We start from the raw sequence: 15,721 nt of genomic DNA on the forward strand, positions 1-15,721 counted from the left end.
TCCGCCCGCCTGCAAAAACCCCTTGACCCGTTCCCCCATTCAGCGCACCGTGGAAGGAGAACCCTATATCCCGGGAGTACGAAATGTCCCTCAACTTCCCGAATCCCAGCCGCAGCTACGACGCGTCTCACCACTGCGTCAATTTCTGGGGCTACGACAATGCGCGCGAAATCGCTTTTACCGTCAACCGTTCGGTGATTTCGAATCTGAGCCCGAGCGTGGGCTCCGACGAACCGGCCGTGCTCGCCGCGTTCGACCGGCATCGCGAGCAGATCCTCACGCTCGCGCGCGGCCTGTACCTCGGCGGCCCGCAAAACCGGTACACGATTTCCTGACGCAGCGCAGCGCCTTTCGCAGGCGCGCGGACGTCGCGGACCGCCGACTCAAGCCGCCGCCGGTTCGCGCGGCGCGGCGCCCGTGAGCGACACGATGAAATCGTAAAACGCCCGCACCTTCGCCGGCGGATGATGCCGCGAAGGATAGAGCGCATACAGCGGATAAACCTCGTCGCCCCAATCGGGAAATAGCTCGACGAGTTTTCCGCTCGCCATCAACGACTCGGCGCCGAGCGAGAGAATCTGCGCGACGCCTTGGCCCGCTGTACAGACGCTATGCAAGGTGCCCACGTCGTTCACGGTCAAACGGCCGTGCGGCGTGATCGCCATCTTCTTGCGGCCGCGATGAAATTCCCAACTGAACGGGTAGCCCGTGAGCGGATCGCGAAACTTGATGCAGACGTGCTTGCCGTTTTCGAGCTCGGCCGGGTTCACCGGGTGTCCATGCTTCTTCAGATACGGCGGCGCGGCCACGGTGAGAATCCGCGTGTCCAGCAGCTTGCGAGCGATCAGCGTCGACACCGGCGGATCGCCGAAACGGATCGCGAGATCGAAACCGTCGGCGACCAGATCGCCCATCTGGTCGCGGGTGATCAGTTCGAGCTGCAGATCGGGATGCTTGTCGATAAAGCCAGCCAGCCGCGGCCCCAGCACGAGGCGCGAAAAGAACGGATCCATGTTCACGCGCAAACGTCCGCGTACGGCGCTCGCGCCCTCTGCGGCGCTAGCCGCGGCTTCTTCGAGTCCACCCAGTAGCGGCACGATCTGTTCGTAGAAGCGCCGGCCTTCGTCGGTCAGCGTGACCGAGCGCGTGGTGCGGTCAAAGAGCCGGATGCCGAGACGCGCTTCGAGCCGCGCGACCGAACGGCTCACCCCGGATTGCGACATGTCGAGCGCAACGCCTGCCGCCGCAAAACTGCCGCAATCGACAATCGCCGTCAAGACGCCCATGCCGTTCAGCACGCGCTCGTCAAATGGCATGTGATAGTCCTTTGTTATTCATTAATGCGTGACATGCTAACGCGAAAGTCTGTTTGAAATCACGTGCCGACGCCGGGAAAACGCCGCCAGGCAAGGCGGCGAATGATGTCATGTCATGAGTGGAATGACAGCCAGGCTATCGCGTCAATCGCGCGGCGGACGTTAATCTGCTGACGTTCGCTCGAAGCACCAAGACATGCGATTCTCGTCATGCATCGGGCATATTTGAACTGAATAACGGAGAACGCCCCATGTCGCGTATTTTTATTACCGGTTCCGCCGATGGTCTCGGTCAGATGGCCGCGCGTCTGCTCGTCGATGCCGGCCATCAGGTGGTGCTGCATGCGCGCAGCGCCGCGCGCGCCGACGAAGCGTTGCACGCCGTGCCGCAAGCGGAAGCCGCGCTGGCCGGCGACCTGTCGAGCATCGCGGTTACGGTCGCGCTCGCGGAGCAGGTCAACCGGCTAGGCCGCTTCGACGCGGTGATCCACAACGCGGCGGTCGGCTATCAGGAGCCGCGCAGGATCGCCACGGTCGACGGCTTGCCGCACGTGTTCGCGGTCAATACGCTCGCGCCGTACGTTTTGACCGCCTTGATCGAGAAGCCGAAGCGGCTCGTCTATCTGAGTTCGGGCCTGCATCGCAGCGGCGACGCGAGCCTCGCCGATCTGGCCTGGGAGCAGCGACCCTGGCGGGGCACGGCGGCGTACTCGGACTCGAAACTGCACGATGCATTGCTGGCGTTCGCGATCGCGCGACGTTGGCCTCAGGTGTTATCGAACGCGCTGGAGCCGGGCTGGGTGGCGACGAAAATGGGCGGTCCGGGCGCACCGGACGATCTGCGGGCCGCTCCGAAAACCCAGGTATGGCTTGCCGCCAGCGACGAACCGGCGGCCACCGTCAGCGGCGCGTACTTCTATCACATGAAGCCGTGCGAGACGCACCCGGCGGTGCGCGACGTTGCCGTGCAGGAGCGTTTGATCGAAGCGTGCGAGGAGTTTTCCGGCATTCGCTTGCCGGACTGAAGCAAGGCAAAGCCGGGGTTAGCGGCCGGCGGTCTGTGTCGCTTGCCCGTGCACCGCGCGCGAGGCAGGCGCTTCGTCGAGGTGGCGAAACACCCACGCCGACACCAGCGTGATCACGCCGACGCACACGAAGGCGAGGCGAAAGCCGAGCGCGGCCGATCCCACTTGCGCCGAGAAGAGATTCACCAACCCGCCGCCGATCGATACACCCAGCCCGATGGCGAGCATCTGCACCATCGAAAAGAGGCTGTTGCCGCTGCCGGCATCTTCATGCGAGAGGCCTTTGAGCGTGACGCTGTTCATCGCCGCGAACTGCATGGAGTTGGCCGCGCCGAACACGGCCAGAATCGCGATCTCGACCACGAGCGGTGTGCCGCGCGTAATCAGTGCGAACGCAACGATCGACGAACCGACGATGATCGTGTTGACGAGCAGAAACGTGTCGTAGCCATAGCGGCGCACGAGCGGCGCGATCCAGCGTTTGGCGACAGTGCCGGCCAATGCCGCGGGCAGCATCATCAGGCCCGAATGCAACGGCGAGTAGCCCAGTTGCAATTGCAGCAGCAAGGGCACGAGAAACGGCACGGCGCTCGAACCGATGCGGCACACCAGGTTGCCGATCAGGCCGACGCTGAAGTTCGGCTCGCGAAAGAGCGACAGCTTGAAGAGTGGATTGACGCGGCGTCGTGCATGCGGAATGTAGGCGAGCGCGCTCACGGCGGCGAGCGCGAACAGCGCCACCGACCATGCCACGCGATGCGTGGGCACCGGCGCGTCGACGGCGAGCGAGAACGCGATCATGCACAGCGAGAGCAGCCCGCAACCGACGAAGTCGAACGGTGGCGCCTTTGCTTCGCCATGCGATGGCAAGAAGCGCTGCACCGCGTACAGTCCCACGGCGCCGATCGGCACGTTGATCAGGAAAATCCAGTGCCACGTGATCGCCTGAACGAACCAGCCGCCGAGCGTCGGCCCGGCGATCGGCCCCAACTGTCCGGCAACCGAAATGAACGCGAGCGCCGCCACGTACTGTTCTCCCGTGACGCTGCGCAGGACGGCGAGCCGTCCGATCGGCAGCAGCATCGAGCCGCCCAGACCTTGCAGCACGCGCGCCATCACCAGTTGGCCGAGCGTATGGGCGCTCGCGCAGCAGATCGAGCCGAGCACGAACACGAGAATGGCGGCGAAGTAGACGCGCCGCGTGCCGAAGCGGTCGGCGAGCCAGCCGGAGGCGGGCGTGAGCATCGCCATGGTCAGCGTGTAGGCGACCACGATCGGCTGCATGGCGAGCGGCGCGACGTGCAGGCTGTTCGCAATCGACGGTAGCGCGGTGTTGACGATCGTCGTGTCGAGCGACTGCATGAAAAAGCCGGCGGCGACGATCCAGAGCAGAGCGGTCTGGGAAGTATCCTTGGTCATCTTTAACGGAGCGGCGGAGTGGCGGCACTGGCGGGCGGCCGCCCCGGCTCTAGGCATTCATTGGGGGCAATTCCGTCATCATATTGACATCCTCGTCAATCGGGAACCCCACTAGGGACGCTGACTGTTATCGACTTTGCCGATAAGCAGCGCGACAATGCCCCATGCTCAATCCCATCTGGCTCAAGACCTTTTCGACCGTTGCGGCCTGCCACAGCTTCACCGAGGCGGGGCGGCGGCTCGACCTGACGCAATCGAGCGTCAGCGAACACATCCGTCGGCTCGAGGAGAGCGTGGGCCGGCGCCTCTTCGTGCGCGACACCCATTCGCTTGCCATGACGCCGGACGGCGAAGCCATGCTCGCGCACGCCAGCGTGATTTTGCAGGCGCTCGCGCGGGCCGAATCGCAGTTTCGCGCGCCGCGTCTGAAAGGCCGCGTGCGGCTCGGTTCTTCGGACGATGTCGCGCTCGGCCCATTACCCACCGTGCTGGCGGCGTTTCGCGACGCGCATCCGGATGTCGAGCTGGAAATCACCATCGGCATGACCGGCAAGCTGTATGAGTTGCTCGACGCCGGCGCGATCGATCTGCTGGTCGGCAAGCGGCGGCTCGGCGACCGGCGCGGCGTGCCGCTTTTCACCGGACGGCTGGAGTGGCTGGCGCGTGCCGGCACGCTGGTCGATCTGAGCCAGCCGTTGCCGCTGATTCTGGTCGCCGAGCCGAGCGTGACGCGGGCCGTCGTGCTCGACGCGCTCGCCGAGGCGGGCTTCAGCTGGCAGTTGGTGTGCACGAGCAGCAGCCACGCCGGTTGCATCGCGGCCGCGCGCGGCGGGCTCGGCATTACGGTTCGTCCGCAGTATCTGGCGGCGCGCGGCCTTGCGGCGCCGCTGAACATGGCGAGTCTGCCGGTGCTGCCGTCGGTGGAATTCATCGCGCTGGCGGCGAAGCGGCTTAGCCGGCCGGCGGGCACGCTGCTGCAATTGCTGCACGACAGCGATCTGCGCGGGTCGTGGATCGGGGAATAGTGGCCAGGGCGTACGGCGCCGGGATCTGCGCCACGAATGACGTGGCTACGACGGTTTGCGCATCGGCATAGAGGATCCATCCGATGTGTGCCATGTAGATAGGATCCCAGAATACGCGCTGCGCCAATTCGACGCGATCGCCGCCGGCGAATTGACGACCCACGTGCCGATTCGTTCGAACGACGAAATGGCGACGCTCTTGCGCGGCGTCGCCTCGATGCAGGACAAACTCGGCGCCACCGTCACCACCGTGCGGGCCGGTTCGCATTCGATCGCGTCGTCGACGCAGCAGATCGCCGCCGGCAATCTCGATCTGTCGCAACGCACCGAGGAACAGGCGGCATCGCTCGAAGAAACCGCGGCGGCGATGGAGCAGCTCACGTCGACCGTGCAGTTGAACGCGGAGAACGCGCATCACGCAAGCGAACTGGCGTTGCGTGCCTCGGAGATGGCCGCGCGCGGGCGCACGTCGGTCGGCAGCATGGTCGAGACGATGCGCGTGATTCACGCGGGTTCGTCGAAAATGACCGGCATCATTACCGCGATCGAAGGCATTGCGTTTCAGACGAATATCCTCGCGCTGAACGCGGCCGTCGAAGCGGCGCGCGCCGGTGAAGAAGGGCGCGGTTTCGCGGTGGTGGCGGGCGAGGTGCGCAGTCTCGCGCAGCGTTCGGCGGCGGCCGCGAAGGAGATCGGCGCGCTGATCGCGGAGTCGACCTCGCGCGTCGAGAGCGGCGCGGGGCTCGTCAACGAAGCGGGCAATACGATGCAGGAAATCGAAGCCGCGATCGGGCGCGTGGCGCGTATCGTCGGCGAGATCGCGGCGGCGTCGAAAGAGCAGAGCGAGGGCATCAAACAGGTGAGCCTCGCCGTCACGCAGATGGACGAGGTCACGCAACACAACGCGGCGCTGGTCGAGGAAAGCGCGGCGACCGCGAATTCGCTCGCGGATCAGGCGCGGCAATTGAGCGACTTGACCGCGGCCTTCAAAGTCGCGAGCGATGCGGCGCAGCGTGAGGCGGTTTTCTAAAGTGAACTGAACTGCCTTCGAGCGCGTGACCTCAGGCAGGCAGCTTGCGGAACGAAATCGCGAAGCGGTTCCATGCATTGATCGCGGAGATCAGCAGCGTCAGATCGACCAGTTCCTCATCGCCGAAGTGCGGGCGCACCGCTTCCCAGACGGCGTCGGGCACATGGTCTTGCGACACCAGCGTCAGCGCTTCGGTCCATTCGAGCGCGGCGCGTTCGCGGTCCGTGAAGAACGGCGTTTCGCGCCAGACCACGACGGTCGCCAGACGGCGGTCGGTTTCGCCACCCTTGCGGGCGTCGGTGGTGTGCATGTCGACGCAGTATGCGCAGCCGTTGATCTGCGAGGCGCGCAGACGAACCAGTTCGGTCAGCGATTTTTCGAGGGCCGATTTGCCGATGCGTTCTTCAACGCCGATCATGGCCTTGATCGCGGCAGGGTTGGCTTTGTAGAAGTCGAGACGTTGTTGCATGATTCACTCCTGAGTTGGGCTGAACGCATTCCGTGATGCGATGAGTGAAGATTAGACGCCTGACTGGCTTTGGAAAATGACCGATTTTGGCTATTTTCAGGTAACCACTTCGACTCGGTAACGGCGAACGCATGCGGCCCGCCGAGCGTCCTTACCGGTGGTAATGGCATCGTTGCCGCGCATCGGGCGATTCGGTATGGTGGGTTATCCCCCCATCCACCCATCCGAAGAGATCGCGCATGACTTCCGCCACAGACCAACAACCGCCACCGATCCGCACCGACGTCCTGATCGTCGGCGCCGGCCCCGTGGGGCTTTTCGCCGCTTTCGAGGCGGGCGTGATCGGCCTGTCCTGCCAGATCGTCGACGGGCTCGACAAGGTCGGCGGCCAATGCATCGAGCTCTATCCGGACAAGCCGATCTACGATATTCCCGCCATTCCGTCGTGCACCGCGCGTGAACTGGTGGAGCGCCTGCTGGCCCAATGCAAGCCGTTCGATCCGCCCATTCATCTCGAACAACGGGTCGAGTCGGTCGAGCAGGGCGGCGACGGGCGCTGGATCGTACGTACCGATCGCGGCCTCGTGTTCGATGTCGCGGCGATCCTGCTGGCCGCCGGCAACGGCGCGTTCGTGCCGCAAAAGCTGGCGCTGGCCGAGGCCGTGCCGCTAGAGTCGCGCCATGTGCACTACAGCGTGCAACGTCTTGCCGACTTCGCCGACAAGACCGTGGTCGTGGCGGGCGGCGGCGATTCCGCACTCGACTGGGCACTGGCGCTGCGCAAGGTCGCGCGCCGGGTGACGCTGGTGCATCGGCGCAGCGGTTTCAGCGCGGCCGATTCGAGTGTCGAGTTGATGCGGCGCGCGGTTGAAGCGGGCGAGATGGACTTTATTGTCGGCGCGATTGCGGGGCTCAATGTCGAAGGCGATGCATTGAAGTCGATCACGTTGCGGCATATCGAGGGCGAGACCCAACTCGCGGCCGAGCATCTCGTCGCGCTGTACGGACTCGTTGCCGACCTCGGGCCGATCGCACAATGGGGATTGTCGATTCATGGCGGGCGCGTCGATGTCGATACGTCGAACTACGAGAGCTCGCGGCCCGGCATCTTCGCGGTTGGCGACATCGCCAACTATCCGAACAAGCAGAAGCTGATTCTGTCGGGTTTTCATGAGGCCTCGCTGGCGCTGCGCCGTGCATATTCGTACGCCTATCCGGACAAAAAGCGCGTGCACGTACACTCCAGTTACGACGCGAAGCTGGCGGAAAAGGTCAGCGCTGCCGGGTGACTATGTTGCGGAGATAGCGAGTTCCTGATTGATCGAGCCGGTAGTGATTCACAGGTCGCTACCGGCTCTTTTCTACATGCCGCTTATTTCCCGGCGGGTTGACTCGCGGCCGCGGCCGCGCTAGCTTCCTTGTCCTTCTTCTTGGCCTCGTGATGGCCGACCGCGCAGCCGGCGGCCGCGCCCGCTACGCCGTGGCCGCCCGCGACGTGGCCGGCGACGCCGCCCACGACCGCGCCTTTCGTACAGCCTTCGGCCTGCGCGGCACTATGGGTGAGTGCCAGCGCTGCGGCGAGAGCGAGGGTGGTGAATGCTTGTTTCAATTGCGGCTCCTGGTTTCTGATGAGTGTGCGATCAGCGAGTAGCAATTGCGGGGCCCGGCGATTGCCCTCGCGCTTTTGTCGGCGCGGAAGACGGCGCCGGACTTTTCGCGTGGGCCTCAGGTAAAACCATAAGCGAAGCGGACGGTGACTGGCGGTGTATGCTTTTAGACGTAGCCTTTATTCCGGACCACCATGAAACAGCTTGATGTCCCCTCTGCCGGCGAAAACGGCAAGCCTGCCAAGACCCCGACCGTGGCCCGCCCGAGTGCGATTGCCGACGTCGACTACTGGACGCTGGTGCAGGCGATCGAAGACTATGCGATCTTCCTGCTCGACGCGACCGGGCGGATCGTTAGCTGGAATGCCGGGGCACAGAAGCTGACGGGCTACACGGACGAGATCGTCGGCCGGCACTTTTCGTGTTTCTATCCCGATGAAGCGGTGGCGCGCGGCTGGCCCGCCTACGAACTGCAACAGGCGTCGCTGACCGGCCGCTTCGAGGACGAAGGCTGGCGGGTCCGCAAGGACGGCACGACCTTCTGGTCGAACGTCGTGATTACGTCGATCCGCAACGACGCGGGCATTCTCACCGGCTTCGCCAAGATCACGCGCGATCTGACCGCGCAACGCGAGTATCTGGAAGCGCTGCGGCAAAGCGAGGAGCGGTTCCGCTTGCTGGTCGACTGCGTCAAGGACTATGCGATCTTCATGCTCGATCCGCAAGGCCACGTGGTGAGCTGGAATGCCGGCGCTGCGCGCATCAAAGGCTATTCGCGCGAGGAAATCGTCGGCCAGCATTTCTCGGTTTTCTACGCGCCTGAGGAAGCGGCGGCAGGCAAGCCCGCGCGCGAACTGGCAATCGCCCGGCAGATCGGACACGTCGAGGACGAAGGCTGGCGCGTGCGCAAGGACGGCACGACCTTCTGGGCCAACGTTGTGATCACCGCGATGCATGACGAGTCGAACCGGCTGCGCGGCTTCGCCAAGGTTACGCGCGATCTGACCGAGCGGCGTCAGCGCGAGGAACTGGAGCGTTCCGGCGAACGCATGCGGCAGTTTCTCGCGACCCTCGCTCATGAATTGCGCAATCCGCTCGCGCCGGTCCGCAATGCGATTGGCGTGATGCAACTCGAAACCGGTGTCAGTCCCACGCTGGCGCGTTCGCGCGACCTGATCGATCGCCAGGTCACGCACCTCACGCGGTTGGTCGACGATCTGCTGGACGTCGGCCGGATCATGTCGAACAAGGTCGAGTTGCGCCTCGGCCGTGTGGATCTGGCCGAGGTGATGGCGCGCGCGATCGAGGCAGCCCGGCCGTTCACCGATGCGCACGAGCAGCGGGTCGTGCAGCATATGCCGGACGAGCCGGTGATCGTGCGCGGCGACATGACGCGTCTCGTGCAGGTGTTGCAAAAACCTTTTGCACAACGCGGCGAAGTTCTCGCCGGTGAGCAGCACCATCGACGTCGTGGCGCGTATCGATTACCACATGGCCGTGCTCGAAGTGCGCGACGCCGGTTGCGGCATTCCTGTGCGCTCGCTCGACAAGATCTTTGAGCTGTTCGCTCAGGAGAAGGAAGGGCAGAATGCCGGCGAGGGCGGTCTCGGCATCGGCCTCACGCTGTGCAAGTCGCTTGTCGAGATGCACGGCGGCAGCATTATCGCGAGCAGCGAAGGGGAGGGTTGCGGCAGTACCTTCACGCTGAGTCTGCCGCTGGCCGCCGCGCCGTCCGAAGCGACGGGCGATGAGGCGAACGCGGCGAACACCCAAGTCGCGCCACTGCGCATTCTGCTGGTCGATGACAATTGCGATTCGGCCGACAGTCTGGCAATGCTGCTCGAACTCAAAGGCCACGAGGTGCGCATCGCCTACGAGGGCGAGCAGGCGGTCCAGGTCGCGCCGCGCTTTGCGCCCCACCTCGCTGTGATCGACCTTGCCATGCCGAAGATGGACGGCTACGCGACCATCGCGGCGCTGCGCGCGATGCCCGAGCTTGCCCACACCCTGTACGCCGCCATGACCGGCTTCGGCCACTCGAGCGATCGCGAGCGCACCCGTGACGCCGGTTTTCATGCGCATCTCGTGAAGCCGGTGGAGCTCGAGCTGTTCGATGCCTTGCTGGCCGAGGTGGAAGCGCGGCGCAGCGGGCGCGACCCCGGCTAGCCGTTCGAGCAACGCACGCTTCCTTCATACGAGAGCGGTGTGATGGCTGGCTTGCATCGGCATTCCTGATTCCCGAAGAAAGGTGTCACGTGTCCACGCGTTTCAGCGCCTGCGGCACGCCGCTTGCTGAGCGTCTTTTGTGCGCGGCGGCCCTTGAGAGTCCGCCGGCACTCGATCGAACAGCTTCAGGGAGGCACGATGCTCGATACGCGTGATCGTGCGGCCGGCGTCAACGCGCGGCCGCCGCAAAGTTCCGGCATGACCGCGTCTCGCGATTCCCATACAGCGGCGAGCAGGGCCCGGAAAAATGCGCAACCTGCCGGGTCGCTTGAAAATTTTCTGCGTGACACGCGCTTCGATCCCAATGACCCCGCCGCGCTCGGCGATGTGTTGCGCGCGCTGATCGAACACGGGTATGACCGCGCGCCTTTTGTGCCTTTGCCGGGTCGCGGCGAGACGCTCGCGCGCTGGCGCGCCCTCGCAGCAGTGGCCGCGTGCGATCTCGGACTCGTCAAGCTGTTCGAAGGCCACACGGACGCGCTTGCGATTCTCGCCGAATTGCATGGTCCCACGCCGCCTGTGGGAAGCCGGTGGGGTGTCTGGGCCGCCGAGCCGCCCGATGCGCGCGTGCAAGCGACCAAAGTAGGAATCCGAAGCGATGGCGAGGGCCTTCGTCTGGTAGGCACAAAAGCCTGGTGCTCGGGCGCCGGTGTCGTCACGCATGCGCTGGTTACCGCGTGGCTGGACGATGAACCGGTGCTGGCGGCTGTCGCGATGGATCAGCCATCTATCTCTATCGACACGTCGAAATGGCAAGCGGTCGGCATGCAGGCCACGGCAAGCGCTGACGTGGCCTTCGACCAGGCGTCAGCGACGCTCGTGGGCGGCGCGCATTCCTATGTGCGGCGTCCAGGCTTCTGGCACGGCGGCGCCGGTATTGCCGCGTGCTGGTATGGGGCCGCCGCGCAGATCGGCCGGATGCTGCGCGACGCGTCCACGCAGCGCGCGGATCCACATCGGCTCGTCCATCTCGGCGCGGTCGACGTGGCATTGGCCGCGGCGGCCGCGGTATTGCGCGAGACCGCCGCGCGCATCGACGCCAATCCGTCGACTGACTCGCAACGCGAGACGATGCGCGCGCGCCTCGTGGTCGAAGAGGCCGCGACTGCCGTGATGACTCACGCAACGCGTACCCTCGGTGCCGGCCCGTTGTGCCGCAACGCGCGCTTCGCGCGTGCGCTGGCGGATCTGCCGGTGTTCCTGCGGCAGAGCCACGCGGAGCGCGATCTGGCCGCGCTCGGTGAACTGGTTGCAGCGGCGGGACAGGGCGACGGTCGTGACGATCACGATGCCGGAGGTGCCCCGTGGACGCTTTGACGCCATGCACGGAGGGCCGCTGACATGAGCTCTCCGGTCACATACTTCGATGAACTCTATCAACAGAGCGACGATCCGTGGAAGTTGCGCGAAGGCTGGTACGAGAGCCGCAAGCGCTCTCTCACGCTCGCGTTGCTGCCGCGTCCGCGTTACCGGAACGCGTTCGAGCCCGGTTGCGCGAACGGCGAACTGACCGTCGAGTTGGCGAAGCGCTGCGATACGCTGCTTGCCGCCGATCTGCACGAACGCGCGGTGCAGCTTGCGCGCGAGCGGGTCGCGGGCGCAGCGCACGTCCGCGTCGAACAGCGCACGGTGCCGCGCGAATGGCCGACGGAAGCCGGACCGTTCGATCTGATCGTGATCAGCGAGTTCGCGTATTACCTCGATTCGGCGGAGCTCGAATCACTGGCTTCACGAATCGCCGCCTCGCTCACTACAGACGGCACGCTGCTCGCATGTCATTGGCGCCGTCCCTTCGCCGAAGCGCTCGAATCCGCCGATGCCGCGCATGCGCTGTTCGATACGCGCTGCGGCCTCGCGCGTCTCGCGCATCACGATGAAGCCGATCTGCTGATCGACGTCTGGTCGCGCGACGCACGGTCGGTCGCGCAGCGCGAGGGGCTCCTATGATCGGCGTGATCGTTCCGGCGCATAACGAAGAGGCGTTGCTGGCGCCTTGCCTAGCGGCCTTGATCGCTGCCTCCCGCCATGAGGACTTGGCGGGCGAAACAGTGCGCATCGTGGTCGTGCTCGACGCTTGCGACGACTTCACCGGCGCGATCGCGCGTGCCTACGGCGTCGAGACGCTGGCGCTGAAAGCGCGCAATGTCGGCATTGCGCGCGCGACCGGTGCGGACTTCCTGCTGGCGGATGGCGCGCGCTGGCTCGCGTTCACCGACGCCGACAGCCGCGTCTCGTCAGGCTGGCTGGTCGCGCAGCTTTCGCTGGATGCGGACGCGGTGTGCGGCTCGATTGCCGTCGACGACTGGACCGCGCACCCGCACAGCGTGCGCGAATACTTCCGCAAGACTTACGTGGATGCCGACGGTCATCGTCACATTCACGGGGCGAACCTCGGCGTGTCGGCCGACGCCTACCGGCGCGCTGGCGGCTTTCCACCGCTCAAGTGCAGCGAGGATGTCGCGCTGGTCGACCGGTTGATCGCGATCGGTGCGCGCATTGCGTGGAGCGCGGCGCCGCGCGTGATTACGAGCGCGCGCGCAGCGGCTCGCGCTCGCGGCGGCTTCGGCGATACGCTGGCGGCGTGGGCGGCCGCCGGGTAAGGGGGCGCAGCCGCTGTCGCTGTCAAAGGAGGGCGACATGATGGACGCGATCTTGCTGCTGTTCGGTCAAGGCAGAACGCTCGATCCGCTGCAGATGGCCATGCGCGCGATCGTCGTGTTTCTGATCGCGCTGGTGCTGATCCGGATCTCGGGCCGGCGCTCGTTCGGACAACGCTCGCCGTTCGATTCGGTGGTGGTGATACTGCTCGGCGCGACGTTGAGCCGGGCCATTGCCGGCGCGTCGCCGTTTATCGCCACCGTGGTCGCGTCGTTCATGATCGTTGCGTGTCATCGGCTGTTGGCGTGGGCGTGCATGCGCTCGCCCGGGCTGGAGCGGCTGGTGGGGGGCGTCGAACGCGAGGTGTTCAGCAACGGCGCGTTCAATACGCGCGAGTTGGATGCGGCGCTCATCACCCGAACCGACGTGCACGAAAGCGTGCGGCAGAAAACCGGCTCACGTTCGATGGACGACGTGGCCGCGGCAATTCTCGAACGCAACGGCGAAGTGAGCGTGATCCGCAAGAAGGCTTGAGGCGACCGCTCAGCCCCGGCCGCCGCGCGAGATTTCCTCACCCGCGCGGTGCGGCATGCGCAGCGTGACCGGAATCGATGCGAACGAGCACAGGCCGACCACCAGAAACGCCGGCCAGAAATCCGACCATGTGATGCCCGGATGTCCATGCAGCACGCGCGAGATCTGCAGCACGATACCGCCGATCGTCACGCCGAGGCCGAGCGACATCTGCTGCACGACGCTGCCGAGACTCGTGGCGCGGCCCACGTCGCGAGTGGCGATTTCCGCGTAGGTGAGCGAGTTCAGACTGGTGAATTGCAGCGCGGGGAAGAAGCCGCCCAGCAACACGACCACCCAGATGATCCAGGTCGGCGTGCCGGGGAAAAATAGTCCGCAGGCCGCAATCGAGAGCCCCGACAACGCGGCGTTGACTACCAGCACCGAACGGAAGCCGAAGCGGTGCAGCACGCTCGAGGCGACCGTGCGCATGAACATGCCGCCGAACGCGGACGCGCACGTGATCAGGCCGGATTCGAACGCGCTCATGCCGTGGCCTTCCTGCAGCATCAGCGGCAAGAGGAACGGCAATGCGCCGAGGCCGATCCGAAACAACGAACCGCCGAGCACGCTCGCCTGGAACGTCGGCACCTTGAAAAAGCGCAGGTCGAGCAGCGGCAGTGGGACGCGCTGCGCGTAGGCGACATAGGCCGCGAGCAGAACCGCGCCGCACGCGCACATGCCGAACGCGTCGCGATTCGAGATCAGTTCGCCGCCGACCAGCGACAGCCCGAGCAGAAGCAGCACCGCACCCGCCGCCGACAGAAAAAAGCCGATCCAGTCGAGCGGGCCGGGGTCCGGTTCGCGCGTATTGGCGATGTGCTTGTTGGTCAGATAGATGCCGAGAATGCCGATCGGCACGTTGATGAAGAAAATCAGGCGCCAGTGCAGATAGGTGGTGATGAAGCCGCCGAGCAGCGGTCCCGCGGCGGGGCCGAGCATCGCCGGGACGCTCAGATAGTTCATCGCGCGGATGAAGTCGGACTTGTGCACCACGCGGAAGATGATGATCCGCCCGACCGGCACCATCATCGCGCCGCCCACGCCCTGCACGAAGCGCGCAAGCGTGAAGGTGGCCAGAGAATTCGACGCGGCGCACAGCAGCGAGCCCGTCACGAAGATGCCGATCGCCGTGCGAAAAATCGTGCGCGCGCCGAACCGGTCGGCGAGCCATCCGCACACGGGAATGAAGACGCCCAGGCCCAGCACATAGCTCGTTACCGCGATTTTCAGCGTGACCGGATCGCGCCCGAAGTCGCGTGCCATGGCCGGTAGCGCGGTGACGATCACGTTCGCATCGACGCTTTCCATGAACATCGCGCACGCGACGATAAGGGGCGCAATCAGAGCTTTCTGGACGGCGGTCATGACGGCGGGCTGCGGCGAACGGCCGCGGGCAAAGGGGCCATTATTGCACCTGTACGGTGCGGATTGTTAACAGCGCACAAGCCGATGCCGCCCTTTTTAAGATCGTGTCGTTGTAATTGTGACCGTCGCGCAACAGTCTGCGGTTTTATTGATATTTGTTGCAGTGCGGCAGGAGATGGCTATAATCGGGTTATTGCTTAGGTATAAACCCTATACAGGAGTCCCGCCATGAATACCGCTTCCAATGCTTCCGCTGTCCGCGCTACCGTCGCCGCCAACAACACCTTCTTTGGCAAGCTGCGCGCCTTGGCATTGCATGCACTGAATCTCCACCTGCAAAACTGCGCTGTGATCGCGGAAGCGCATCGCCGTCCGGAGTAAGACAAAAGCCGCGCGCCACACGCGCAGACCGATACAGCAGGGCGCAGACATGCGCCGCGTCTGTCATGCGCACGGCGCCACGGTTTAGCGTCGTTTTTGCGTCATTCATGCCCGCGACGGCTGCGATATCACCGCGGCCCGCTGGCACGTGCAGCGAACGCTGTGCGATCTGGTTTCATCATTCAAGCTTCTTTGCAGCGGCGGCACGCGTGCAGTTCGCACCGTGTGAGCGTCATTCGTGACGCCGCTCGTGTTTCCGACCTCGTACGGCAACCGCCCGTACTTTACGGCTCGGTTTAGTCGCGGGCGCGGCTCGACACCCTCACTACGGCCTTGCGCTCCATGGTCGCTCGCGTGGCCAGTGCGCTCATCAACAGCGCCATCGACACCAACCCGACCAGATACACGCCCGCCATCATCCAATCCTGTTCCGCCATCTTCATTCTCCTTCGAGTACCTGATTTCACCCGGCAAGTGCGCCGCGTTTCACTGAGCTATTGCTCTCGATTACGGCACGCGAAGAGAAAATCTTGATGCCGCGTTTCAATGCTTCGAGCGATAGGCCATGCCGCGCGCAATCGACGCCACGTCGAATCTTCATTCGCCGCGCGCAAATAGCGTTTAAACTTCAGCCCCCTGTCGACAAGCCGGCGCGCCTCATCGCGGCCCAATCGGCAATATCGA

15 protein-coding genes and 2 pseudogenes are annotated in these 15,721 nt (G+C 64.8%); 11 read left to right on the plus strand and 6 right to left on the minus strand.

The window, feature by feature from the left end:
- Positions 1–83: 83 nt before the first annotated feature.
- Complete coding sequence (locus B0G74_RS07720) at positions 84–335, plus strand: DUF1488 domain-containing protein (protein WP_132374246.1); 252 nt, start codon at positions 84–86, stop codon at positions 333–335.
- Between the two features lie 48 nt (positions 336–383).
- On the opposite strand, the gene B0G74_RS07725 is transcribed toward B0G74_RS07720, so the two are convergent.
- Positions 384–1,316, minus strand: coding sequence for a LysR family transcriptional regulator (locus B0G74_RS07725; RefSeq protein WP_132374247.1), 933 nt, complete (start codon positions 1,314–1,316; stop codon positions 384–386).
- A gap of 251 nt (positions 1,317–1,567) precedes the next feature.
- On the opposite strand from B0G74_RS07725, the gene B0G74_RS07730 reads away from it, so the two are divergent.
- On the plus strand, positions 1,568–2,341 hold the full coding sequence (locus B0G74_RS07730; RefSeq protein WP_132374248.1) for an SDR family NAD(P)-dependent oxidoreductase: 774 nt from the start codon (positions 1,568–1,570) through the stop codon (positions 2,339–2,341).
- A gap of 18 nt (positions 2,342–2,359) precedes the next feature.
- Here B0G74_RS07730 and B0G74_RS07735 read toward each other — a convergent pair whose 3' ends face one another.
- Positions 2,360–3,817: a DHA2 family efflux MFS transporter permease subunit gene (locus tag B0G74_RS07735; RefSeq protein WP_132374249.1), complete on the minus strand. Its 1,458-nt coding sequence runs from the start codon at positions 3,815–3,817 to the stop codon at positions 2,360–2,362.
- A gap of 107 nt (positions 3,818–3,924) precedes the next feature.
- On the opposite strand from B0G74_RS07735, the gene B0G74_RS07740 reads away from it, so the two are divergent.
- Both B0G74_RS07740 and B0G74_RS07745 read left to right on the plus strand, forming a co-directional pair.
- Positions 3,925–4,785: a LysR family transcriptional regulator gene (locus B0G74_RS07740; protein ID WP_132374250.1), complete on the plus strand. Its 861-nt coding sequence runs from the start codon at positions 3,925–3,927 to the stop codon at positions 4,783–4,785.
- Between the two features lie 115 nt (positions 4,786–4,900).
- Positions 4,901–5,815 (plus strand): annotated as a pseudogene (locus tag B0G74_RS07745) (methyl-accepting chemotaxis protein); the annotation flags it as partial.
- A 31-nt stretch (positions 5,816–5,846) separates the two neighbouring features.
- On the opposite strand, the gene B0G74_RS07750 reads toward B0G74_RS07745, so the two are convergent.
- Positions 5,847–6,284: a carboxymuconolactone decarboxylase family protein gene (locus B0G74_RS07750; protein ID WP_132374251.1), complete on the minus strand. Its 438-nt coding sequence runs from the start codon at positions 6,282–6,284 to the stop codon at positions 5,847–5,849.
- Positions 6,285–6,523: 239 nt separating this feature from the next.
- On the opposite strand from B0G74_RS07750, the gene B0G74_RS07755 reads away from it, so the two are divergent.
- Complete coding sequence (locus tag B0G74_RS07755; RefSeq protein ID WP_132374252.1) at positions 6,524–7,573, plus strand: NAD(P)/FAD-dependent oxidoreductase; 1,050 nt, start codon at positions 6,524–6,526, stop codon at positions 7,571–7,573.
- Positions 7,574–7,656: 83 nt separating this feature from the next.
- On the opposite strand, the gene B0G74_RS07760 is transcribed toward B0G74_RS07755, so the two are convergent.
- Positions 7,657–7,893 carry a hypothetical protein gene (locus tag B0G74_RS07760; protein ID WP_132374253.1) on the minus strand — a complete coding sequence of 79 codons (237 nt, stop codon included), beginning with the start codon at positions 7,891–7,893 and terminating at the stop codon, positions 7,657–7,659.
- Between the two features lie 192 nt (positions 7,894–8,085).
- Here B0G74_RS07760 and B0G74_RS07765 point away from each other — a divergent pair.
- From B0G74_RS07765 to B0G74_RS07785, 5 genes and pseudogenes are all read left to right on the plus strand, one after another.
- A pseudogene (locus B0G74_RS07765) lies at positions 8,086–10,057 on the plus strand (PAS domain S-box protein).
- Between the two features lie 198 nt (positions 10,058–10,255).
- Positions 10,256–11,434 carry an acyl-CoA dehydrogenase gene (locus B0G74_RS07770; protein WP_132374254.1) on the plus strand — a complete coding sequence of 393 codons (1,179 nt, stop codon included), beginning with the start codon at positions 10,256–10,258 and terminating at the stop codon, positions 11,432–11,434.
- 24 nt (positions 11,435–11,458) lie between these two features.
- Positions 11,459–12,064, plus strand: coding sequence for an SAM-dependent methyltransferase (locus B0G74_RS07775; protein WP_132374255.1), 606 nt, complete (start codon positions 11,459–11,461; stop codon positions 12,062–12,064).
- Positions 12,061–12,717, plus strand: a complete 657-nt coding sequence (locus tag B0G74_RS07780) for a glycosyltransferase (protein ID WP_132374256.1) — start codon at positions 12,061–12,063, stop codon at positions 12,715–12,717. The genes B0G74_RS07775 and B0G74_RS07780 overlap by 4 nt, the downstream gene beginning before the upstream one ends.
- 37 nt (positions 12,718–12,754) lie before the next feature.
- Positions 12,755–13,249: a YetF domain-containing protein gene (locus B0G74_RS07785; RefSeq protein ID WP_132374257.1), complete on the plus strand. Its 495-nt coding sequence runs from the start codon at positions 12,755–12,757 to the stop codon at positions 13,247–13,249.
- Between the two features lie 9 nt (positions 13,250–13,258).
- Here the strand turns inward: B0G74_RS07785 and B0G74_RS07790 are convergent, their stop codons facing one another.
- Entirely contained in the window at positions 13,259–14,656 is a 1,398-nt protein-coding gene (locus B0G74_RS07790; RefSeq protein WP_132374258.1) for an MFS transporter, read from the minus strand.
- Positions 14,657–14,884: 228 nt separating this feature from the next.
- Between B0G74_RS07790 and B0G74_RS45705 the strand changes: the two genes are divergently transcribed.
- The gene (locus B0G74_RS45705) at positions 14,885–15,037 is read left to right on the plus strand and encodes a hypothetical protein (RefSeq protein ID WP_165923831.1); all 153 of its coding nucleotides are present in this window, start codon (positions 14,885–14,887) and stop codon (positions 15,035–15,037) included.
- A 296-nt stretch (positions 15,038–15,333) separates the two neighbouring features.
- On the opposite strand, the gene B0G74_RS45710 is transcribed toward B0G74_RS45705, so the two are convergent.
- Positions 15,334–15,474 (minus strand): hypothetical protein, encoded by a 141-nt coding sequence (locus tag B0G74_RS45710; RefSeq protein ID WP_165923832.1) that lies wholly within the window; start codon positions 15,472–15,474, stop codon positions 15,334–15,336.
- Positions 15,475–15,721: the final 247 nt, after the last annotated feature.

The organism is Paraburkholderia sp. BL9I2N2 (genome assembly GCF_004339745.1).
In the GTDB taxonomy this organism is placed as follows: Bacteria; Pseudomonadota; Gammaproteobacteria; order Burkholderiales; family Burkholderiaceae; genus Paraburkholderia.